Below are 21,038 nucleotides of genomic sequence, written 5' to 3'. Positions count from 1 at the left end.
CGGGTTCACGGCGTCCACGCCAGCCCCACCCACCCGGCCAGCCCACAGGAAACCGGCTTTCCGCGATCATCCCAAACCACCCACGAGGGGCTGCGCCGTTGGCTGGAAACCCCCGATTCGTTAGTCGGAAGTTAAAGATCCGTAAGCATTCTGCTGCGATCCCGCAGTCATCTGCATGCAACCGATCGTCATTAGCCTTCGTGACGTTCCAGTCAGGTTCGACGCGGTAAGCTCTCCCTCGATGAGCTCGCAGCATCGCTCATCGAGTGCAGTACGCAGTAGCAATTTGGAGGAATACATCACATGGCAATCGTTCTTTATGTCGGTGGTAGCAAGGATGGCGAGAAGGGCGTGGTGCCCTACGGCTTCAGCAAATCCCGCGCCGACACCGCGCTGGGGCCGGAGTTCTACACGGAGCGGTTCATGGAACTGCAGGGTGTCGGCAAGGTCCGCCTGATGGCCCTGGAAGGCATGCGTGACGAGATCGTCATGCAGCGCGCCGCCCGCCACTACCGCTGACCTCCGCAACACGCGGCAGGGCGCGCCCACCATCGCGCGCCCGCGCCGGCATCCCAGCCCAGGGCCAGTCCGAGCTCTCTTTTCGCCAGGATGCCGGCGTCCACTCCGGCCTCGCTGCTGAACCTCGCCCCCTGTCAATGCCTTGTCCGGCTCCGTCGTGGATTGCCAGAATGGGGTCTTCCCGTAACGCGGCACAGACCTGAAGCAATGCACGACGCCAAGAACGCCCAGAGCGCGCTCGCCCAGCAGATCGCCCAGACCATCGCCGACGAGATCGGTGCCCAGTCCGCCCAGGTACGTGCCGCCGTCGGCCTGCTCGACGAGGGCGCCAGCGTTCCGTTCATCGCGCGCTACCGCAAGGAAGTGACCGGGGGCCTGGACGACACCCAGCTGCGCAACCTGGAAGTGCGCCTCACCTACCTGCGCGAACTGGAAGATCGTCGCGCGGCGGTGCTGGCCAGCATCGGCGAGCAGGGCAAGCTCAGCGACGAACTGCGCAACGACATCCTGGCCGCCGACACCAAGAGCCGGCTGGAAGACCTGTACCTGCCGTACAAGCCCAAGCGCCGTACCCGCGCCCAGATCGCCCGCGAGGCCGGTCTGGAACCGCTGGCTGATGGCCTGCTGGCCGACCCGACGCAGGACCCTCAGGTCTTCGCGGCTTCCTTCGTCGACACCGACAAGGGCGTGGCCGACACCAAGGCTGCGCTGGAAGGTGCACGCGCGATCCTGATGGAGCGCTGGGGCGAAGATGCCGCGCTGGTCGGTGAGCTGCGCACCTGGCTGGGCGAGACCGGCGTGATCCGTGCCCGCGTGGCCGAAGGCAAGGAAACCGAAGGCGCCAAGTACCGTGACTATTTCGAACACGCCGAGGCGCTGGCGAAGATTCCCTCGCACCGCTTGCTGGCGCTGTTCCGTGCGCGCCGCGAGGAGATCCTGTTCCTGGAGCTGGACCCGGGCAACGAGGCCGAGGCCGGCCACCAGTACGCCGAAGGACGCGTGGCGCGCAAGGCCGGCATCGCCGATCAGGGCCGCGCCGCCGACCGCTGGCTGCTGGATGCCTGCCGCCTGACCTGGCGTGCCAAGCTGCACAGCCATCTGCTGCTGGACCTGTTCAACCAGGCTCGCGAAAAGGCCGAGGCCGAAGCCATCGCGGTGTTCGGCGACAACCTGAAGGACCTGCTGCTGGCCGCGCCGGCCGGCCCGAAGACCGTACTCGGGCTGGATCCGGGCATCCGCACCGGCTGCAAGATTGCCGTGGTCGATGCCACCGGCAAGCTGGTCGCCACCGACACCATCTACCCGCACGAGCCGCGCCGCCAGTGGGAGCAGTCGCTGCAGACGATCAAGCAGCTGTGCGCCAAGCACAACGTAGAACTGATCGCGATCGGCAACGGCACCGCCAGCCGCGAAACCGACAAGCTGGCTGGCGAAGCGATCAAGGCGACCGCCAACCCGAAGCTGCAGAAGGTGGTGGTCAGCGAGGCGGGTGCGTCGGTGTACTCGGCGTCCGAGTTCGCGGCCAAGGAATTCCCGGGGCTGGACGTGTCGCTGCGTGGCGCGGTGTCCATCGCGCGCCGCCTGCAGGATCCGCTGGCCGAACTGGTCAAGATCGAACCCAAGGCGATCGGTGTCGGCCAGTACCAGCACGACGTGGACCAGTACCGCCTGGCGCGGGCACTGGATGCGCGGGTCGAGGACTGCGTGAATGCCGTGGGCGTGTACGTGAACACCGCTTCGGCCGCGCTGCTGTCGCGCGTGTCCGGCCTGTCGTCCACGGTGGCCGAGAACATCGTGCGCCATCGTGACGACAATGGCCCGTTCAAGCGTCGCAAGGACCTGTTGAAGGTCGCGCGCCTGGGCGAGAAGACCTTCGAGCAGTGCGCCGGCTTCCTGCGTATCGCCGATGGTGACCAGCCGCTGGACGCCTCGGCGGTGCACCCCGAAGCCTACCCGGTGGTCGAGCGCATCGTGGCCAGCACCGCGCGCCCGATCAAGGCGCTGATCGGTGATGGCAGCTTCCTGCGCGGCCTGAAGGCAGAACAGTTCACCGACGACACCTTCGGCGTGCCGACCGTACGCGACATCCTGAAGGAACTGGAAAAGCCGGGCCGTGACCCGCGTCCGGAGTTCAAGGCGGCGCGCTTCGCCGAGGGCGTCGAGGACATCAAGGACCTGCGCGAGGGCATGGTGCTGGAAGGTGTGGTCAGCAACGTGGCCGCCTTCGGCGCCTTCGTCGATATCGGCGTGCACCAGGATGGCCTGATCCACATCTCGGCGCTCTCCGATACCTTCGTGAAGGACCCGCGCGACGTCGTCAAGGCCGGCGATATCGTCAAGGTCAAGGTGCTGGAGGTGGACGTGGCGCGCAAGCGCATCGCCCTGACCCGGCGCTTGGACGACACCCCCGGGCAGGCCACCAGCCGCCCGGGCCAGCGTGATGAGCGCGGCCAGGGGCAGGGGCCGCGCCGCGACGCAGGCGGCCAGAACCGCGGGCCAAACCGGGGCCAGGGCAATGGCGGCCGTCCCGCTCAGTCCGCGCCCCCGGCCAACAACGCCCTGGCGGAGGCCTTCGCCCGCGCCAAGCGCAGTTGAGGACCGTGTCCCCCGTCACGCTTGATTCGTGGCGGGGGACTTGTCGATTTTCCCCGTGATTGCGCACACTTGCGCCTGAGGGGGGCGTTTGGCCTCCCGCTGTCGCTGGGGAGGGCCATGACGCCAGCAGGACCCGTTGTCTTCGTTGATGGCTGCAGCGTTGTGCTGCGGCTGCTGCCCGCCTGTGCGGGCCGGGGACCGGATTGATGGCGGGCCAGGGAAACAACGGCAAAGGGCTGCTCGAGCGGCGCCTGCAGGAACTGGCAGAGGAGCGCCGGCGCCTGGCCATGATCATCGACGGCACCGCTGCCGGTACCTGGGAATGGAACGTGCAGACCGGCGAAATGCGGGTCAATGCGCGCTGGGCGGAGATTGTCGGCTATCGGCTGGAAGAACTGGAGCCGGTGTGCCAGAAGACGTTCCTGACGCTGGTCCATCCCGACGATATCGCCCTGTCCGACGCGGCGCTCGAGGACCATTTCGAAGGCCGCAGCGACAACTACGTCTGCCTGCTGCGCATGCGCCACAAGAACGGCCAGTGGATGTGGATCCACGACCGTGGCCGCGTGTTCGAATGGGACGGGCAGGGACGACCGCTGTGGATGGCCGGTGCGCACGCCGACGTGACCGAGCTGCAGCAGGCGCGGCAGGATGCGGCCGAGAGCCGGCAGCGATTGCAGGCCGTGGTCGACGCGTCCGATGAAGTGGCGGTGATCGCGACCGATACCGAAGGCACCATCACCCTGTTCAATACCGGCGCGGAACGCCTGCTGGGTTACAGCGCGGAAGAAGTGGTCGGCCAGCGGCGACTGGGTGATTTCCACGATCCGGACGAGCTGGCGGCCTGGCTGCGTCCGCTGGCGGCTGCGGACGGAAGCCTGCCGGGCGCGTTTGAAGCACTCAGCGCCCGCGCCGATGAGCAGACCTATTCACGGCAGTGGACACTGCGGCGCAAGGATGGCCAGCCACGCCAGGTGCGCTTGTCGATCAGCCGCATGGATGGTGCTGGCGGCACGCGGATCGGCTATGTCGGCATGTCCATCGACATCACCGAGATCCTGCAGGCGCGCGCCGAAGCACGCCTGTCGGCAGAGAAATTCGCCGGTGCGTTCACGTCGGCGGCACTGGGCATGGCGCTGGTGTCGCTGGAAGGACGCTGGCTGGACGTCAATGACGCACTGTGCCGGATCCTGGGCTACCCCCGCGAAGAACTGCTGCAGGTTGATTTCCAGCGCCTGACCCACCCCGATGACCTGCAGACCGACCTGGCCCTGGTGCAGGATCTGCTGGCCGGGCGGCGCAGCCACTACCACCTGGAAAAGCGCTATCTCGATCGCGACGGCAAGGTGATCTGGGCGCGGCTGTCGGTGTCGCTGGTGCGCACCGAGCACGGTGAACCGCTGCATTTCGTGTCGCAGATCCAGGACATCAGCGCCCAGCGCAGCAGCGAGCAGCGCCTGTTCGAGAGCGAGCAGCGCAGCCGTATCACGCTTGATGCGGTTGCCGACCTGGTGCTCAGTGTCAGCCTGGATGGCCGTATCGACTACGCCAATGCCGCCGCAGTACGCACCCTGGCGGGTGATGGCGCGCTGTCGCTGGCCGGGCACAAGGTGCAGGACGTGCTGGCACTGACCACCGAATATGCGCCCGGCTCGGTACTGGATGTGTCGGTCCTGCTGGACCCGGAAAGCAATGCGGTGGACCTGCACGCCGATCTTCTGCTGCGCCTGGGCACGGCCACGATCCCGGTCGACCTGACCCGTGCCTGGCTGCGCGATGATGAAGGTCATGTACGCGGTGCAGTGTGGGTACTGCGTGATGACACCCAGCAGCGCGCGCGCCAGCGCGAAGCGCGCCATCTGGCCGAGATCGATCCGCTCACCGAGCTGAGCAACCGTCGCGGTTTCGAGGTGCATCTGCAGCAGGCGATCACCCGCGTCGAGCGAACTGGCCAGGCCGCGTCGTTGATGTACATCGACCTGGACCGCTTCAAGCCGGTCAACGACACCTGGGGCCATCTGGCTGGCGATGCCGTGCTGTGGGCGGTGGCCAGCGTGCTGCGCCACGGTGTGCGCGATTCGGACGTAGTGGCGCGTCTGGGCGGCGACGAATTCGCAGTGATCCTGTCCGGCTGCACGCCGCGTCGTGCCGCGCGCATCGGCGGTGAACTGCTGCACACCCTGGCGTCGCTGTCGATTCCGTGGGACCGGGACCGCCTGCATGTGGGTGCCAGCATCGGTATCGCGCCATTGGCGGGTGGGATGAGCGTGGACCAGGCCGTGGCAGCGGCTGATGCCCAGTGTTACCGGGCCAAGGCAATGGGTCGCAACAACGTACAGGTGCAGGGCGAGGCCAGTGAGCTGCCCGGCGATGATTCCGAAGCCGCCGAAGGCTGATCTCAGCCTGTGAGAGGGCGTGCGCGAATACTGCGCGCACATCCACTCATGCAGGTGATCCCATGAAGGTCTGGAACCCGGTTGCGATGCGGGCCTACGCCCCGGCGATGGTTGGCTGGTGCCTCGCGCTGGCCGCCTGCCTGCGTGCGGAACAGCTGCGCGGCGACCTTCACGCGCAGGCCCTGCTGCCGGTACTGCAGGGCGGCGCGGTCGCCCTGCTGGTGTTCACGCTGTCCTGTATCGGTGCCGCCAGCATCGTGCTGTGGCGGACGGGCAGGAAGGAAGTACCGCCTCATGCTTTTGATGCTCAGGCCCATGCTTCACGGAAAGACGCAGAGATCACCTGAAGGGAAAGAGATGTTACCTGTCGATAGAACGCCTGCAACACCACCCTTTGCATTGATGCCGTTGCAGTTTCCAACACCCAAGCGACGATTCTGAATGAACCGGTTGGAGCGGAATGTTGCCGTGGTACCGCCCGATGTCTCAAACACCGCTCCACCATAGTTCGCACCGCTTACAGCATTGTTTTCTGCAAAAAAGCGCTGTGAACCCTGTACGACGTCAATACCCCATTCACCAGGGCGTTCGATCACCGAGTTCTTGATGGTGCAGTCGACGCAGTTCACCAGATAGATGGCGCTGGCGCCGGAGTCGATGACGCGGGCGCCATCAATCATGACGTTGCTCGAGTTGTAGATGGCCATCTCGCCATCGCCCCCCGGGCCATCCTTGCGTCCGGTCAGCTGCCCATAGAGGATGGTGACGTCGCGGGAATCGGTGATCCACAGATTCGGGTCTGCCACATTGTTGCCCGCTATGCCGTTGGCACGCATGAAGGTGTCCCATATATCCACACCTTTCCCGCCCACGACACCAGTGCTGATCTGGAAGCCGACGATATCGAGGCTCCAGATGATGATGCGGTCCTGATGATAGGCCAGTACACCGAAGTTTCCGCCTGCACCGGTGGACAATGTGAAGTTGTGCAGCATGGTGCCGCTGCCGAGCCCGATTGCCTTCTGTGGGGAGCCATGGGCGGAGATCACGACGTCGGCCATGCTCGCACCCAATCCCTCGATGGTCGTGCCGGAGGGAACTTCCAGTGGTGCAGGCCCAGTGACGTAGGCGCCAGGCCGCAGGCAGATTTTCTTGCCAGGTGCGGCGGTCACTGCGGCAGCAAGGTCACCACCACTGTCGAGAGTGAGATCGCATGCCGAGGCCTGCGCAGCACCGGCCAGGCCTATGGCAAAGAGTACGGCGGAAATGCGTTGTTTCATTATGGGTTCCTTCCGTGGAGTGGTTGAAGTTGCATCCAAGATACCGCAGCCGACCGGCTTGACGTCAACGCAGTACTTCATCCGAACTGACCAGCTGCACGTCGTGCATCAGATCAAGGTAAGCCTCGTAGTAGCCCTTGTGCGAGGCACCGACGATGGTCAGCATGCGGGTGCCTGGATGCTGGCCCAGGATGTCGCGCATGTTGGCGACCATGCGCAGGTTGCGGGTTTCCCAGTAGCCCACGTAGTTGCGGCCGAAGCCTTCCGGCGAGGGCTCGACGAGGGTCGCGCCGAAATCGCTGTTGAAGGCCACCATCGCGGCCTCGGGCGTGTTGTAGGCGCGATACATTGCGAGCAATCCATCCGGTTGAGCAAGATTGGCCTCCAGTCGTTCATCGGCCGCCCTGCGCGCTTTGACGAAGGAATTGTCCCAGGCACCGCGTATGGCGGCAGCGTAGGCCTTCTGCTGCGATTCCGGTGTTGGCGAATCTGCAGTGTGGTCGTCGACCGACCACAGGCGCTCCAGCCCCAGGCGTGCCGCAAGTACGCCGGCCACCAGTCCGGCCTCGTTGCGGCGGGCCATGCGCGTGTCGAGGAACTGCACCAGTTCCGGTGTCAGGCTGTCCGAAGCACGTCGCTCTTCCCTGGGCAGCCGCAGCCATTGGACGACTGCCGAGCTGCTTTCGCCCGCGGCCAGGAACACGGCGGCCAATCGGCGCCGCTGGGCAGCGGTTGGCGCCTTCGGCCAATCCGCAAGCAGGCGTTCCATCTCCACGTTGGCGCTGGGCACGTCCAGGCCGGTGGCGGCCTGCGCCGGTGCCGGATCGACGCAGTAGTCCGCTACGCTCTCCGCGTATCGGGCCGGATTGCGGCGCATGAAGTCACACTGCAGGCCGGACAGGTTCTCCACCGCGATCGCGGTGGGCCGCCAGGCTTCCAGGCGCTGCAGAAGAGGTTCCAGCATCGCCGGCGTGAAGGTCTCCGGCAGGCTGGACAGGTGCGGGCTGCCCAGCACCAGCACTTCGTTCGGGCGTCCTGCGGGTGGTCCCTTCAGCTGGTCGGGGTGGAAGGCGGGTCGATAGGCGGCGTCGTTGGCCAGCGCGCTGCTGCTGCACAGGGCCAGGAAGAGAAGGCTGGCAAAGCGAGGGAGCATGCGATCTCCATGTCGATAAGCATCCTGCGGGACCTTCATGCTGGTCATTTTCTCCTGCCGGGGAATCCCGCATTGGTCATGTAAACCTTTCTGCCTTGAGCTGCATCCTTCTGCTGAGCGATGCTGTACGCAATGCCCAGGCGATGCAGAAGATGACATTGGACGACTGGACCATCGACAGTCCGCGGCTGCACCTCCGGCCATTCACGCCCGGTGACGCCGACGAGGCATTTGTGGCAATCACACCCGGGCTGACCCGCTATATGGCGTTTGAGCCGCCACCCTCGAAGGAGGCGTTTGCTGCCGTCTGGCGGACGTGGCTGCTTACCATCGCCGACGGGACCGACATCACGTTGGTGATCCGCAGGCGCGGGGATGGGGTATTCCTTGGCCTGGCAGGCCTGCATCGAGCCCGTGAAGCAGAACCCGAACTGGGCATCTGGATCGCAGAAGTGATGCATGGGCACGGCTATGGCCGCGAGGCAGTGGCGGCGGTGTGGTCGGCGGCCTCCGGGCGCCTGCGCTGTGCTGCGTTCCGCTACCCGGTGGCGGAACGGAACCGGTCCAGCCGTGCACTGGCTGAGTCCCTTGGTGGGCAGGCTGTGGCACGTGAGCAGGGCGTGAAGTACACGGCAATCGTCTACCGCATTCCGGCTGCAATGCACAGAGTTGCGACGGACGTCGCGGAATCCCGCTAAAGCGGCCGACGGCGTCGCCGATACTCCCTCTGGATCCCGCTCCAGTCACCCGCCGCAGGACCCCAGGCTGCCCCCGACGGGCGGTCCGCGCAGTGTGTTCCGCCGCTTCCAGATGCCGATCGCACCCGCAGCAGACGTTCTTGGCAGTCGCTCGAGAGGTGCCCGTTGGCACCTGTAGTCCCTGGCAACTGATGTTGCCGCCGGGCATCCCGCCCGTCGGGTCACAACCGCTTACCGGACACCGAGGATCAGACAATGCTCATTCCAGGCTTCACGGCAGGCGCGCATGCGCCGGCCGAGCTGCATACCCGTTGGTCGCCGTGGCGTGCGCTGCTTGGCGTGCTGGCGCCGCAGCAACGCACCAGCACAGAGGCGGCGATGACCGACCGCACCGAGCTGGAAGCGCAGGTGGCCGCGCTGCATCGCGTGCAGGCCGTCATCGAGTTCGCGCTCGACGGCACCATCCTGCGGGCCAATGACAATTTCCTGCAGGCGATGGGTTACCGGCTGGAGGAGATCCAGGGCAAGCATCACTCCCTGTTCGTCGACCCCGAGCAGGCGCGCAGCGCGGAATACCGCGACTTCTGGGTGCGCCTGGGGCGTGGCGAATATGACGCCGGACAGTACCGCCGCTTCGGCAAAGGTCAGCGCGAGATCTGGATCCAGGCTTCGTACAACCCGGTGCTGGACCGCCAGGGGCGGCCTTACAAGGTGGTCAAGTTCGCGACCGACATCACCGCGCAGAAGCTGCAGGCGGCCGACTCGGCGGGGCAACTGGCCGCGATCGCCAAATCGCAGGCGGTGATCGAGTTCAGCATGGATGGCCGCATCCTGTCGGCCAATGACAATTTCCTGGCCGCTACCGGCTACAGCCTGGACGAAGTGCGCGGGCAGCACCATTCGTTGTTTGTCGAGCCTGAGCATCGCAGCAGCGTCGAGTACCGCCAGTTCTGGGAGAAGCTCGGGCGCGGCGAATATGACGCCGGCCAGTATCGGCGCCTGGGCAAGGGCGGGCGCGAGGTCTGGATCCAGGCATCCTACAACCCGATCCTGGACCTCAATGGCAAGCCGTTCAAGGTCGTCAAGTACGCCACCGACATCACCGCGCAGGTGCACGAGAACCAGGCCATGCAGCGCGCCGTGGCGCAGACCCGCGAGGTGGTGGCTGCCGCCAAGCAGGGCGATCTGACCCAGCGCGTGGCCACCGCCGACAAGAACGGGTCGATCGCCGAACTGTGCGAAGGCGTGAATTCGCTGGTCGAGGCGATGGCCGCGATCATCGGCCAGATCAAGTTCGCCGCGGACACCATCGCAGTCGGCGCGACCGAAATCGCACAGGGCAACAGCGACCTCTCGCAGCGTACCGAGCAGCAGGCGGCCTCGCTGGAGGAAACCGCTGTGTCGATGAAAGGCCTGGCCGAGACCGTGCAGCGCACGGCCACCAACGCGCGCCAGGCCAGCCAGCTGGCCGGTGGAGCGGCCGACGTCGCCGCTCGAGGCGGCACTGTGGTGCATGAAGTGGTCGAGACGATGGCGGTGATCAATGCCTCGTCGCGGCGCATCGTCGACATCATCGGAGTGATCGACGGCATCGCCTTCCAGACCAACATTCTCGCGCTGAACGCAGCGGTGGAGGCTGCGCGTGCCGGTGAACATGGCCGCGGCTTTGCCGTGGTTGCCACTGAGATCCGCGAGCTGTCGCAGCGTTCGGCCAGCGCAGCCAAGGAGATCAAGCACCTGATCGATGAGTCGGTTGCCAATGTGGGCGCCGGCACGGCGCAGGTTGAAAGCGCGGGCCGTACCATGGATGAAATCGTGACCAACGTGCGCCGGGTCAGTGACCTGATGACTGAAATCAGCACGGCCTCGCAGCAGCAGAGCGACGATATCCAGCAGATGAATCATGCGGTCGACCTGATCGATCAGGGCACCCAGCAGAACGCGGCCCTGGTCGAGGAGGCGTCGGCGGCGGCGCGCAGCATGGAAGAGCAGTCGGCGCAGCTGCTGCAGACCGTGGCCAGTTTCCGCGTGCAGGGCGGGGCCGGGCACCGGCACGGAACAGCGGGGCTGCACGCGGTCTAGGCGCGGCGACCGGACGGGTTTTCCTTGCTATCGGTGTCGACGCGTACGCAGTTGCGACCGGCATGTTTGGCGCGATACAGGGCCTGGTCGGCGCGTTCGACCAGGTCGCGCGGATCGCGGTCTTCGCCGGGTGCCTGCCAGGCCACGCCGATGCTGATGGTGACGGTGGCCTCGGGGGCGGGCAGGGCTGCGGCTTCGACCGAAGCGCGCAGCCGTTCGCCCAGGCCCAGTGCGTGGGCGGCATCGGGCGAGGGCAGGGCGGCGATGAACTCTTCGCCGCCATAGCGCGCCAGCAGATCGTCACCTCGCTGCAGGCAGCCATCAAGAATGGCGGCGACCGACTGCAGGCGACGATCGCCCTCCGGATGGCCATAGGTGTCATTGAGCCGTTTGAAGTGGTCGATGTCGATCATCAGTACCGCCAGCCCGAGTCCCTGGCGGCGTGCGCGGCCACGGGCATTGCCAAGAGATTCGTCGAAGCTGCGGCGGTTGCCCAGCCCAGTCAGCGGATCGCGCCGCGCCAGCGTTTCCAGCTCATCGCGCTGGCGCTGGATCTCCACCTGGCTCAGCACGCTGCGCAGGGCATAGCCGAGCATGGCACCAATGAAGCCCACCGTGGCCAGGGTGGGCTGCAGGCGCGCGACCAGCAGCGCCACCATCATCAGCAGCAAGGGCAGCATCAACGGCACGCCGGCGTCGACGATGCGGCGCAGGCTGCGCGATACGTCCACCGCCGGATAGCGGCGCTTGCTGGCGGCCATGACGGCTAGCATCACGAACAGTCCGCTGATCAGCAGGTCCCCCCAGTTGCCGTCAGGCAGCTGCGGCTGGCAGGTGTTGATGTAGAACGCCAGCAGGAAGTAGCCCAGCGCGTAGATCGCAAGTGTCCGGAAGAAATCGCGGCGATCGGGATTGTCCTCGGCCAGGAAGCGGATCAGCGCGAAGCAGAACACCAGGCTGTTCTGTAGGTTGCTCATGGCGTTCAGGCACTGCGTCCACAATGCGGCGTTGAAATGCGCCATCGCCCGCGTGTGCCCGAGGTACAACGCCCACAGCAGCGCGATGATCAGCAGGTCCACCGCGCGGATGCAGCGGTTGCCGCCGCCCGGGCTGGCGGCCACGTAGGTCAGGGGGATGCGGTAGAACACGTACAGGATCAGCGAAGACACGGTCATCTGCGCAGGATCGAGGCCGGCCACATTGCGGTACAGCAGGGCGAGCAGGGCCAGCGAGAACAGGCCCACGGCAGCGCCCAGCGTCCGCCATTTGCAGGCCGCCTGGCGGCTGTCACGCGCACGCCGCACGCAGGCCAGTGCAGCCAGCAACGGCGCAGTGATCAGCATCAGGTAGGAGCCGACCGGGTCCTGCGGGCCAACAAAGGCAATGACGAGCGCGTGCGTGACCAGAAAAAACAGTGCCGCACGCAACGTCATGCATTCCCCCGCCCCCAGCTCCGGCTGGGATCACGATAGGCAGAAGCACGTGTGGCTTGCAAGAAAAGTGTGCGCTGCGTCTATTCCAAAGCTTGCCGGAAGTCGCAGTTGTGTTTCAGCATGGTGACGCGGAGCCTTCGACGCGGGCGTACATCCAGAAGTCACGGGGCTGTCCTCGAACCCGCCGGTAAGCGCGCAGCAGGCCTTCGCGCTGCATGCCGAGGCGTTCCAGCACGGCGATCGAGCGGGCGTTGCTGTCCAGGACAGTCGCCTGGATTCGGACCAGAGCGAGTGCGGCATGGCCCCATTCGAGCACCGCGCGTGCTGCGTGCGTGGCCAGTCCCTGACCCTGCCTGCGCGGATCGAGATCATAGGCAAGTTCGCCGCGGCCATGCGACAGGTCGATTCCGTTCAGGCCAACGGTGCCGATCAGCTGGCTGTCGGCGCCCACCAGCGCCCAGCGCTGGTCCGTTGCCGTGGGCAGGTAACCGGCGATCTGGCAGCGCAGTGCTCTTTCGGAAACGTCGCCCCAGCTGGTGTGCTCGGTCACGCCCGGCAGCGAGAGATAGCCGGCCCAGGCGGCAGCATCATCCACGTGCAGTGGACGCAGCCGTGCGGGCAGGGTGGCGGGGAGCGTGGGCAGGGCGGGCGTTGGCATCGTCGCCAGTGTCGGCGCTCCGGTCCTGAAAATGCAAAAGGCCAGGTCGGGGACCTGGCCTTTGATGCAGTGGTGCCGGTGAAAGGCACTACGGCACATTTCCCGCTCAATCCCGCTAAGCACCGAATGGGGACTATATCCAACGGATTCAGTGGCTTGCGCGCGCTGCGCGAATTGCTCTAATCACGTGTTGGCCCGTGCCTGCCCGATAGCGTTACGCCAGAATTACGCCGAACATTGGCGGCATGGCATCTATCCAACGACGCGGCACCTCCTGGCGTGCCGAGATCTACAAGGACGGTCGACGCGAGTCGAACACCCTCCCCACGAAGGCGCAGGCGGTCCAGTGGGCGCTGATGCGCGAAGCCGAGCTGACGGGTGCACGCCTCCCAGAGAATACCGTGAAGGACGCCCTGCGCCGCTATGCCGATGAGGTGGCTCCTAAGCACAAGGGTGCGCGGTGGGAGCTGGCCCGGCTGGGACTGCTGGAGCGGGATCCCCTGGCGCTCGTACGTCTGCCCGCTCTGCGGCCAATCCACCTGGCCGAATGGCGCGAGCGCCGCTTGGGCCAGGTCGCGCCCGCCTCCGTCCGGCGCGAGATGAACCTGCTGCAGTCGGTGTTCAAATCCTGCCGGAAGGATTGGGGGTGGCTGAACGGTGACCCGATCAAGGACGTTGACCGGCCGCAGGCGCCGGCGAGCCGGAAGCGCAGGGTGGCCCAGGAGGAGATCGACCGGCTGACGCTGGCGCTGGGATACGACGGCGGCGCGCCGGAGACGGCTCAGCACCGGGTCGCGTTGTGCTTCATGTTCGCCCTGGAGACGGCCATGCGCGCTGGCGAGATCTTGGGCATGAAGTGGACCGATGTGTCCGCGAAATCCGTAACCTTGCCGAAGACCAAGAACGGCGACGTTCGCCGTGTGCCAATGTCAGCCCGCGCGCGAGAGATCATCAGCCTTCTGCCGCAGGATGCAGATAGTGTTTTCGATCTGGACCCCGGCACGCGAGACACGCTGTTCCGCCGTGCGCGGGATGCAGCTCAGATCGAGAACCTGCACTTCCACGACAGCCGCGCAGAGGCGATCTGGCGGCTATCGAAAAAGCTGGATGTGATGGAGCTGGCCCGGGTCATTGGCCACCGGGACCTGAAGAGCCTCTTGATTTACTACCAGACCGACGCCGACGAGCTGGCTGACCGGCTCGGTTAGCTTGGCGCCACGCCAGCACCTCACCGGCAATCCATGTGGCCGGGCGCATGCTGATCCGGACGGGGAAGTCTGGCCTGCAAGCGACGGTCTCCAGCACCGTTCGCGCAGCCAGGCCGAGCAGGGTGCCGACTTCTTCGGCACCGATGGCTCGCAGCTCGAATGGGATGTTCTCGGCAGCCCCCATGATTCCCTCCGTCAGATCGACGCCAGCGCCGCGCGCTGGGTCTTGGGTTTGCGCTCGGCCAGGCCGAGCTGGAACTGCAGCACGTTGTCGGTCGCCGCAGGCGCAGCGACCGAGCGCGCGCTGCGCGGTGGGCGGTTCAGGCGGCTCCATGCAGCAATGGCCTTATCCGGATCGGCATGCTTGCTGGTCGACCTGCAGGCGCACTCGACCAGGTGACCACCGCCGGCCGAGGCGCAGCGCTTGTCGTGGATGTGGCGCGCGCGGTGTCCGACGGCGCAGTTCGGCAACCCTTCCGGGTGGCTGATATGTTCCTGGGTCATGGCTTGTTGCACTCCTCGATGTGGGCTTCGAGCTTTTCGATCAGGAAGGTGGCTTCGGTGGCCCTGCGGCGGCGTTCGTGCGTGCTGATCGGCATGGGCCCGGCGTCGCGTATCCACTTCAGCGGCTCAAGGAGCCAGCTCGCCTCTACCGGGAGCCGGGTTCGGGGGTCGACTTTCTGGATCAGTGGCTCACAATCCGGCCCGGCCCAATCCTCGCTGTCGCCGCATCGGACGCATACTCGCCCCCGGAATTCGTGCAGCTTCTCCGGCTGGAGTACGCGCGGTGTCTCGAATAGGGCGCGGACAACGAGCCCACGCTGGTGGGCGGCGTAGACGTGCCCAGCGTCGGCTTGGACCCAGCAACCCGGACTCACGTCCTTCTTGTTGCGATACTCCCAGCGGACAGGCTGCGCGGAGTAGAGCGCGGTCATCAAGGTGTCGGCCCACGCGCGGACCTGGTTGGCGGCAACGGCGCCGCCGGCGGGATCGACACGCCGCATGGCAGCGACGACCGCAGCGACAGGCGATGATGCCTTGGTGGCCTCCACAACGGTGGCCGGGGAAATGGGCAGTGGTGCGGTCATACGAACAGGTCCAGTTGGGCCGGCAGTGCCGGCGGCGAGGGTGGGGCAGCGACGGCCAAAGGCGCGGGCCTCACGCGGATCAGGCACTCACCCTCGCCACGCATCTGCCACGGTCGGCCGGCGATGGGCACAAGGTCGTGGTAGCCACCACCACCGCCCACCCGGTCCTTGACCTTGACCTGGTAGTAGTCGCGGCCACCGAACTGCGTGTGGTGCCCGGCGCGTGGCTGCACCAAAACGACAGTGAAAATAGGGATCAAACGACGCCACTCACTGGCCCGCACTTCGTCTTCGTAGTGCCACGAGCCATCCAGATGGCGGTCCATCGAGAGAACCTGGTCACCCACCGCGAAAGGCTCCAGGCTATCGACATCGCCGTGTGCCGACTTGTGGACGGGAGGGAAAAAGTCGCGGATGGCGAAGAAAAGTCCGCGGCCGTTCGCGTCAGTGAACTCGGCAATGGGGAAGTAGGCAACGGCGATGCCGCCTTCCCGCAGCAGGTAGAAGGCGGTGCCGCACGTGGTCGACCCAGCCGTCTCATGCTTCCGCAGCGACTGGCGCGACCAGCCGTTTTCCAGCAGGTCGAGGACGACACGCTCTGCGAGATCCATTCCGATCTCCCGATGCATCACGCGTTCGCGCTGGTCGAACACGTGGACCATTGCAGCGGTGAGCAGCTGGTCAGACATGGGTCGGCTCCGGCTCGCTTGCTGCGTGGGTGTCGGCCTCATGCAGAAGGCGCAATAGGCCATCCATATCAAGGCTGGCTGCCGGCAGCCCCAGGTGGGCGGCGATCTGATTCCGCTTCGCCTCAGCCTGCTCCAGATAGTCAACTCGGCCCCGAAGGTCTTTGAGCGTCTGCAGCCACATGCGCATGCTGTGGTGACCGTTGGTTTCATTCCGCCAGTCGCGTCTGCCGTCCCGATACTCGGTGACGTGCTCCACCACATCGATGGGTAGAGTGTGCAGGTGCGCGCTTACGTTGGCCTTAGCCCTTTTGATCGCCTCATCCAGCGACTCGGGAGCCTTGCTCTTGCGGCTGAACCAGCTCATTTGCCCACCGCCTTGCCGTCGATCAAGGCCAGCGCTTCCGCAATGCCCTTGATGAAGGGGAGGTCGCCGTCGAAAACGAGGGCGATCCCACACACGGCATCGCGGATGGCATCCAGGTCCACGGCCTGCGCGGGCTTGTACTCCTCGGCCGCCTCGATGGCGTTCTGCCAGGGGCAGTTGGCGCTGCTGTGCTCGCCGATATCCACGCCGGTGATAGCTGCAATGTGGCCGGCCAGATCGTCGGCTACTTCGTGGTAGCGGTCGCGCTGGTCAATGGCCTCGCCGAGTGCGCGATCCAAGCCGTCCAGATAGACCTGGGCAAGCTGCTGCGCGGGCAGGACGGCGTAGAGCGGCACGCTGTCCGTGCCATTCGGGAGTGCCCACACCTCGGGCATCCAGTTGTGTGACCGCACTTTCAGAAGCGATACGAGCATGTCCGACGAAACGAACGCTATCGGCTCCCCCACCGACTGTCGTCCGCCCTTCTCGATGCAGAATTCCGTTGCTTCGCCCAGAGCAACGCTATCCGGTTGCTTGGACGGTTGGCGGGCGGCGAGTGCTTCTTCCACCAGCGCAAGCGCAATGCTCAGGCCGGTGACCATGCTTCCCTCAATGGTGCCGGTGATCGGCGGTGCCGGAAGACTCGCTCCCGCTCCACGTAGCCTCTCTGCGATCACGCGCAGCGCATCCCCCTGACCACCCGGGGAGGGCTGGGAGGAGAGGGCGGCGATGGCTGCACGCACGGCATGGCGGCGTGCGATGCCTTCGAACGGCAGACCTGTTGCGCCTGCGGAATACGCATCAGCCAGAATGGCGTCGATCTCCGGCCAAGGGGCATCCCCCAGCCTCACCCTCCCACCGGGCCGCACGTCCGCCAGGGTCTTGTTGTGGGTGGTCATGCGAGCTGCTCCTTGCGTTCGGTGATGGCGCGCGCGCTGTGCGCGGCGAGGTTGTCCCAGCGTTCGGCCTCGCCAAGGTAGTGAGCGGCACGGGCCTCTCGCTCTGCCTCGGTGAACTGCACGTCGTGCAGCGCGTGGTCGGCTGCGGCTCGATTGGCTGCGGCCATGCGGGCTGGGTCGTGATCGAAGATGTCGAGCTGGTTACGCACGCTGGACTCCTGGAATGGGTTACCGGCGAGTGGAAGTCCGGCCGGCGCGGAGCCCGGTCACCCGGGCGGGCGGTTGCTCAGTGGGTGTCGTCAGCGGCCAGCGGCGCGCGCTGCCGCTCGGCGGTGCGGCGCTGCATTTCGGCCTTGAAGGCTGGCCAGGTGGTCTGGAGGTCTTCCCAGCCGCGCCATGCGAAGAACACGGCGCCGATGGCGCAGGCGAGGGCGACGGCATCGACGTGGCTGCGCAGTGCCCAAGGGAGCAGTGCGAGGAGCAGGCCGACGACGACGGCGCAGAAGAAGGGCAGGGCCAGGTGGCGCATTACTCGGTCTCCTGTTCGGCGGAGGGCTCGGCCGGCACCGGCGCCGGGCCGACGGGCGGGGTGATGGGCGGGATGCCGACGGCCATGGCGGCGAAGAAGTCGGGGTCGGTCATGCGCGCGCCGCCTTGGCTTGTTCGTACTCGCTGCCCAGGATCTCGGTCATGCGCGGCATGGCCTTGCTGGTGGACGCGTAGACGAAGCCGTTCGAGCGGAACAGCGTCAGACCCTCGAAAAAGAAGTCACAGCTGCTGCTGAACCCCAGCGCACGAATGACGGCATTGGTGTCGATCTTTCGAGTCGGCAAATGCTGGTTCCACTCGGCCTGTAGCGCCTTGAGCGCCGCCTTGGTTTCTGCGGTTGCGCCTTTGAGCGGAGAGCTGCGCGGCCACTGCAAGCCATTGCCGTCGGGCGCACGCCACAGGTCGCGAGGCTTGGCTGGGGTGAATTTGATGCCGGCCAGGCGCGCGGGGTCTGCGTAGACCAGACCCTTGCCGCCGAAGCGGGCGGCGAAGGCATCGACCTCGGTCTGCAGCAGCGCTTTTTCGGAGCGCTCCTGTTCGTACGCGGCCAGCACGGCTGGGTCGTTGGTCTTGTAGAAGCTCATGCGGCACCGCCTTTGACGCGGATGCTGGGCTTGCCGTCGACTTCGACCGAGGGATAGAAAACTCGGTACTTGCCGGTTTTCAGGTTCTTCGTGCGCACATTGATTGACGCCCACGGCTTTCCGTTGACGGTGAGGTGCAGGTGGACAGTGGTGCCAACGATCAAAGCCTCGCGTTCGACCGGTGGGTGGCCATAGCGTTGCGAGCGAACGATGCAGCGCGCACCTGGCGGGTATGCGTCCCAGCCGGCGTCAAACGCGTCCATTGCCGCGCCTTCCAGAGCCGAGAGATGAGTGTCCAGAGCAGGGTGGTCGTCGCGATACTGACGGCTCATGCAGCACCTGCCTGTGCGCGCGCTGCGCGACGAGCGGCGGCGACAGCACCTGCAGCGCTCTTGCCCTGCCGCAGGACGGCATTGGCGGCATAGCTGGCGGCTGCGATGACTTGGTTGGGGAGGAGGCCCCAGCGGCGGCCGGCGCGGGCGACGATGCCGGCGGCAGCAGCGGCGCGCTGAGCGTTGGAGTGGTGGGCGAGGGCGGCGCTCATGCGGCCACCGCCTGCTGCAGGGACAGCGGCTTGCTGCGAGCTATGGTGGCGACCTCGGTCGCGCCTTCGTCGATCGCGTCGGCGCATTCGGCCAGGTGTTCGGCCAGTTCGCGTGCCTCGGCCGAGGTCAGGCTGAGCAGTGTGGCATCGCCGACCTGGACGACAACGGTCCCGGCGCGGGGCCGGGATTCGACGCGGGCTGCGCCGCGGCTGGTGGTGGTGATCGCGGCCATGGCTCAGGCCTTCCTGCTGCTGACGCAGCTGCTGAAGGCCTCGCCGAACGCGGCCGCGAAGGCGGCGGCGATTGGGCCGAGGGTGGCCCAGAGGGGCCGGTTTGCGGTGCGCATGTTGGTCTCCGGCGCCCTGCCTCTGCTGGGAGGCTTCGTGGGCGGCTGTCGACAGATTACCAAACAGTAATTTTCAAACAATACCGAAAGGTAATATTTTTATGAAGCCGTTCAGCAACGCGTGCAGGTAGACTGTCCACATCAGAAGGGGAGGGTGTATGGCAATTCGATCTCTTGTGTCCTGGGCGTCGGTACTGCTTTCCGGGGCGTTGGCGGCCTGCTCAACGGTGCCGGTTACGGACACAACAGCGAAGCCCGTGCCGCCCGATCGAATCTATGAGACGAGCTACCTGTCAGCATCCCCTGAGCGCACCGCGACGATTTTTGTCGCACGCGACAAGGGGATGCTCGGATCGGGTTGCTCCCACGACATCTCTTTGAACAACGTGAAGATCATGTCGCTCAGGCAGTCAGAGGCCGCGACGCTCCACGTTGCCCCAGGCTCCTACTTCCTCAAACTGTCGACCGGCGGAGGGTTATGCGCGAACATTTCCACCTCGCAGAATCTCACGCTATCGGCTGGAGATCGCCAGTCGTACCGCGTTACGACGCCATCGGATTTCAATCTGCGCCTCACCCGAGAGGAGTGAGGGATCAAGGCGCGTAGCGCTTATGCCACGCGCTCCAAATGCTGGATCAGGTGCACACGGCCGCCGATGATTGAGTCATCGGTGAGTCGGAACGGTGGATACAGAACTGGATCGTAGCTGCGCGCCCAAATGCCGTCTGGTTGCGACTGGAGAGCCTTGATCTGCTGGCCTTGTCCGGTGTTGATCAGATACAGGCCATCGCCCACGAACTCCATGCAACCGGTGTCCACCAGGACCATCTCTCCCGGTTTGATCTTCGGGGACATCGAGTCACCGACGCCTGTCACCAGCTTCAGCCGTCCAGGTGGTGGCAGGAAACCGATCACAGATCGGATGTACGCGGGAGCGAAGTCCATCGCTCGGATGACCTCGGGGAAATCCTCATTGATCCGGCCTACGTTCCCCATCTGCGCCTCCGCGTCGATCTGTTCGACGCGAACGTAATCGCTCTGTATCGCAGGCAATGAGACGGCTTGCACCGGCGCCACGTCGCCGCTTAGGTAGCCAGCCGGCATGTCGGCCGCAAGCTCAATGGCGGCGGCCTTCTTCTCGCCGAAAGACTTGTCCTTCAGTAGAAGCGACAGCTCACCTTGGTTGATGCCAGTCGCAGCCACGAAAGCAGCTTGACTACCCTGGTGGCGCGCATCGATCCATTCGCGCAGGCGCCGACGACGGGTGGCAACTGTAGGGGTGTCGGTCTTCATGGGCGAAGTTTCGGTTACCGAAGGGTAATTTACCAAACGGTATTGACTTAGATTTACCATATGGTAATTTGCCCCATATGGAGACGCTGCGCACCTACTTGAAGACCCTCTCTCCGCTCGATCAGGCGGATTTTGCTCGTCGTGCGGGAACGACACTCGGATACCTGCGGAAGGCGCTCAGCAAGGGGCAGCGCTTTGGCGGGGCACTGGTTCGCCAGCTCCACGTTCAGAGCGGGGGGCGTGTGGGTCTCACCGATCTGCGTCCGGATATCTGGCCAGCGGACGAACAGCAGCCGAGTCGAGTCGCCGAAATGGCTGCGCTTATCGACAGCCGCATGAGCAAGCGCGTGCTGCGCGCCCGGCTGGGCCTGTCCACGGACAAGCAGCTGGCCAAGGTGCTGAAGCTGCCGATCGAACAGGTTGAGGGCTGGTCGGAAGAGGATGCATTGCCGGCGCTGCCTCAGATCCAGCGCCTGCTGGGCGTCCAAGAACAGCCGCAGGCGCAGCCCGAGCCGCATGACCCCGACGAGAACCGTTACGCCCCCCTGGAGGTTGCCTGACATGCGCGCGCTGAAGCGACGACTGGCGATCCATCGCCGGCTGCTGGCCTTCCAACAGTGGGGTGTGTTGGTGAAGACCTTGGTCTCCGGTAGCGCAG

26 protein-coding genes are annotated in these 21,038 nt (G+C 65.6%); 10 read left to right on the top strand and 16 right to left on the bottom strand.

Translation table 11 applies throughout. The annotated features are described in order from the left end of the window. The first annotated feature begins 303 nt into the window (after nt 1–303). The 4 genes from N7573_RS10155 to N7573_RS10140 all read left to right on the top strand — a co-directional run bounded on the left by N7573_RS10155 (nt 304) and on the right by N7573_RS10140 (nt 5,857). The gene (locus tag N7573_RS10155; protein ID WP_005410085.1) at nt 304–519 is read left to right on the top strand and encodes a hypothetical protein; all 216 of its coding nucleotides are present in this window, start codon (nt 304–306) and stop codon (nt 517–519) included. A 207-nt stretch (nt 520–726) separates the two neighbouring features. Beyond that, a complete protein-coding gene (locus N7573_RS10150) occupies nt 727–3,114 on the top strand; it encodes a Tex family protein (RefSeq protein WP_279912390.1) in 2,388 nt (795 codons plus the stop codon). Between the two features lie 206 nt (nt 3,115–3,320). Beyond that, on the top strand, nt 3,321–5,510 hold the full coding sequence (locus N7573_RS10145) for a PAS domain S-box protein (RefSeq protein WP_279912391.1): 2,190 nt from the start codon (nt 3,321–3,323) through the stop codon (nt 5,508–5,510). A 62-nt stretch (nt 5,511–5,572) separates the two neighbouring features. Next, nucleotides 5,573–5,857 carry a hypothetical protein gene (locus N7573_RS10140; protein WP_257472476.1) on the top strand — a complete coding sequence of 95 codons (285 nt, stop codon included), beginning with the start codon at nt 5,573–5,575 and terminating at the stop codon, nt 5,855–5,857. On the opposite strand, the gene N7573_RS10135 is transcribed toward N7573_RS10140, so the two are convergent. Further along, nucleotides 5,831–6,790 carry a right-handed parallel beta-helix repeat-containing protein gene (locus N7573_RS10135; protein ID WP_257472475.1) on the bottom strand — a complete coding sequence of 320 codons (960 nt, stop codon included), beginning with the start codon at nt 6,788–6,790 and terminating at the stop codon, nt 5,831–5,833. The two genes, N7573_RS10140 and N7573_RS10135, sit on opposite strands and share 27 nt — an antisense overlap. A gap of 64 nt (nt 6,791–6,854) precedes the next feature. After that, nucleotides 6,855–7,943 carry a DUF5694 domain-containing protein gene (locus N7573_RS10130; protein ID WP_279912393.1) on the bottom strand — a complete coding sequence of 363 codons (1,089 nt, stop codon included), beginning with the start codon at nt 7,941–7,943 and terminating at the stop codon, nt 6,855–6,857. Between the two features lie 95 nt (nt 7,944–8,038). On the opposite strand from N7573_RS10130, the gene N7573_RS10125 reads away from it, so the two are divergent. Together N7573_RS10125 and N7573_RS10120 are read left to right on the top strand one after the other, a co-directional pair. Next, on the top strand, nt 8,039–8,641 hold the full coding sequence (locus tag N7573_RS10125) for a GNAT family N-acetyltransferase (RefSeq protein WP_229655231.1): 603 nt from the start codon (nt 8,039–8,041) through the stop codon (nt 8,639–8,641). Between the two features lie 255 nt (nt 8,642–8,896). Next, complete coding sequence (locus tag N7573_RS10120; RefSeq protein ID WP_279912394.1) at nt 8,897–10,723, top strand: methyl-accepting chemotaxis protein; 1,827 nt, start codon at nt 8,897–8,899, stop codon at nt 10,721–10,723. On the opposite strand, the gene N7573_RS10115 is transcribed toward N7573_RS10120, so the two are convergent. Together N7573_RS10115 and N7573_RS10110 are read right to left on the bottom strand one after the other, a co-directional pair. Further along, nucleotides 10,720–12,156: a GGDEF domain-containing protein gene (locus tag N7573_RS10115; protein WP_279912395.1), complete on the bottom strand. Its 1,437-nt coding sequence runs from the start codon at nt 12,154–12,156 to the stop codon at nt 10,720–10,722. The genes N7573_RS10120 and N7573_RS10115 overlap by 4 nt on opposite strands. 115 nt (nt 12,157–12,271) lie before the next feature. Then, a complete protein-coding gene (locus N7573_RS10110) occupies nt 12,272–12,913 on the bottom strand; it encodes a GNAT family protein (protein WP_279943144.1) in 642 nt (213 codons plus the stop codon). A 146-nt stretch (nt 12,914–13,059) separates the two neighbouring features. Between N7573_RS10110 and N7573_RS10105 the strand changes: the two genes are divergently transcribed. Continuing rightward, nucleotides 13,060–14,022, top strand: coding sequence for a site-specific integrase (locus N7573_RS10105; RefSeq protein ID WP_279912397.1), 963 nt, complete (start codon nt 13,060–13,062; stop codon nt 14,020–14,022). 195 nt (nt 14,023–14,217) lie between these two features. Here the strand turns inward: N7573_RS10105 and N7573_RS10100 are convergent, their stop codons facing one another. The 11 genes from N7573_RS10100 to N7573_RS10050 all read right to left on the bottom strand — a co-directional run bounded on the left by N7573_RS10100 (nt 14,218) and on the right by N7573_RS10050 (nt 18,972). Then, the gene (locus tag N7573_RS10100) at nt 14,218–14,526 is read right to left on the bottom strand and encodes a hypothetical protein (RefSeq protein ID WP_279912398.1); all 309 of its coding nucleotides are present in this window, start codon (nt 14,524–14,526) and stop codon (nt 14,218–14,220) included. Beyond that, nucleotides 14,523–15,110, bottom strand: a complete 588-nt coding sequence (locus tag N7573_RS10095) for a hypothetical protein (protein WP_279912399.1) — start codon at nt 15,108–15,110, stop codon at nt 14,523–14,525. Before N7573_RS10095 ends, N7573_RS10100 begins: the two co-directional genes overlap by 4 nt. Next, nucleotides 15,107–15,799: a hypothetical protein gene (locus tag N7573_RS10090; protein ID WP_279912400.1), complete on the bottom strand. Its 693-nt coding sequence runs from the start codon at nt 15,797–15,799 to the stop codon at nt 15,107–15,109. The genes N7573_RS10095 and N7573_RS10090 overlap by 4 nt, the downstream gene beginning before the upstream one ends. After that, the gene (locus N7573_RS10085) at nt 15,792–16,163 is read right to left on the bottom strand and encodes a hypothetical protein (RefSeq protein ID WP_279912401.1); all 372 of its coding nucleotides are present in this window, start codon (nt 16,161–16,163) and stop codon (nt 15,792–15,794) included. The genes N7573_RS10090 and N7573_RS10085 overlap by 8 nt, the downstream gene beginning before the upstream one ends. After that, nucleotides 16,160–17,062, bottom strand: a complete 903-nt coding sequence (locus tag N7573_RS10080; protein WP_279912402.1) for a hypothetical protein — start codon at nt 17,060–17,062, stop codon at nt 16,160–16,162. The genes N7573_RS10085 and N7573_RS10080 overlap by 4 nt, the downstream gene beginning before the upstream one ends. After that, nucleotides 17,059–17,271: a hypothetical protein gene (locus N7573_RS10075; RefSeq protein WP_279912403.1), complete on the bottom strand. Its 213-nt coding sequence runs from the start codon at nt 17,269–17,271 to the stop codon at nt 17,059–17,061. Before N7573_RS10075 ends, N7573_RS10080 begins: the two co-directional genes overlap by 4 nt. A 77-nt stretch (nt 17,272–17,348) precedes the next feature. Next, on the bottom strand, nt 17,349–17,591 hold the full coding sequence (locus tag N7573_RS10070; RefSeq protein WP_279912404.1) for a hypothetical protein: 243 nt from the start codon (nt 17,589–17,591) through the stop codon (nt 17,349–17,351). Nucleotides 17,592–17,700: 109 nt separating this feature from the next. Next, nucleotides 17,701–18,195, bottom strand: coding sequence for a hypothetical protein (locus tag N7573_RS10065; protein ID WP_279912405.1), 495 nt, complete (start codon nt 18,193–18,195; stop codon nt 17,701–17,703). After that, on the bottom strand, nt 18,192–18,527 hold the full coding sequence (locus N7573_RS10060) for a hypothetical protein (protein WP_279912406.1): 336 nt from the start codon (nt 18,525–18,527) through the stop codon (nt 18,192–18,194). The genes N7573_RS10065 and N7573_RS10060 overlap by 4 nt, the downstream gene beginning before the upstream one ends. Further along, nucleotides 18,524–18,739, bottom strand: a complete 216-nt coding sequence (locus N7573_RS10055; protein ID WP_032129802.1) for a hypothetical protein — start codon at nt 18,737–18,739, stop codon at nt 18,524–18,526. Before N7573_RS10055 ends, N7573_RS10060 begins: the two co-directional genes overlap by 4 nt. Next, nucleotides 18,736–18,972, bottom strand: coding sequence for a hypothetical protein (locus N7573_RS10050; RefSeq protein ID WP_279912407.1), 237 nt, complete (start codon nt 18,970–18,972; stop codon nt 18,736–18,738). Before N7573_RS10050 ends, N7573_RS10055 begins: the two co-directional genes overlap by 4 nt. Between N7573_RS10050 and N7573_RS10045 the strand changes: the two genes are divergently transcribed. Both N7573_RS10045 and N7573_RS10040 read left to right on the top strand, forming a co-directional pair. Then, nucleotides 18,971–19,156, top strand: a complete 186-nt coding sequence (locus tag N7573_RS10045; RefSeq protein WP_279912408.1) for a hypothetical protein — start codon at nt 18,971–18,973, stop codon at nt 19,154–19,156. The two genes, N7573_RS10050 and N7573_RS10045, sit on opposite strands and share 2 nt — an antisense overlap. An 88-nt stretch (nt 19,157–19,244) precedes the next feature. Beyond that, a complete protein-coding gene (locus N7573_RS10040; RefSeq protein ID WP_279912409.1) occupies nt 19,245–19,676 on the top strand; it encodes a hypothetical protein in 432 nt (143 codons plus the stop codon). Nucleotides 19,677–19,696: 20 nt separating this feature from the next. On the opposite strand, the gene N7573_RS10035 is transcribed toward N7573_RS10040, so the two are convergent. After that, nucleotides 19,697–20,380, bottom strand: coding sequence for a S24 family peptidase (locus N7573_RS10035; protein WP_279912410.1), 684 nt, complete (start codon nt 20,378–20,380; stop codon nt 19,697–19,699). A 77-nt stretch (nt 20,381–20,457) separates the two neighbouring features. On the opposite strand from N7573_RS10035, the gene N7573_RS10030 reads away from it, so the two are divergent. Next, a complete protein-coding gene (locus tag N7573_RS10030) occupies nt 20,458–20,940 on the top strand; it encodes a hypothetical protein (protein ID WP_279912411.1) in 483 nt (160 codons plus the stop codon). Nucleotides 20,941–21,038: the final 98 nt, after the last annotated feature.

Source organism: Stenotrophomonas sp. GD04054, from assembly GCF_029836955.1.
GTDB lineage: Bacteria > Pseudomonadota > Gammaproteobacteria > Xanthomonadales > Xanthomonadaceae > Stenotrophomonas > Stenotrophomonas maltophilia_A.
The sequence above is the reverse complement of the archived record's forward strand: the minus strand, read 5'-3'. Positions and strand labels throughout refer to the sequence as shown.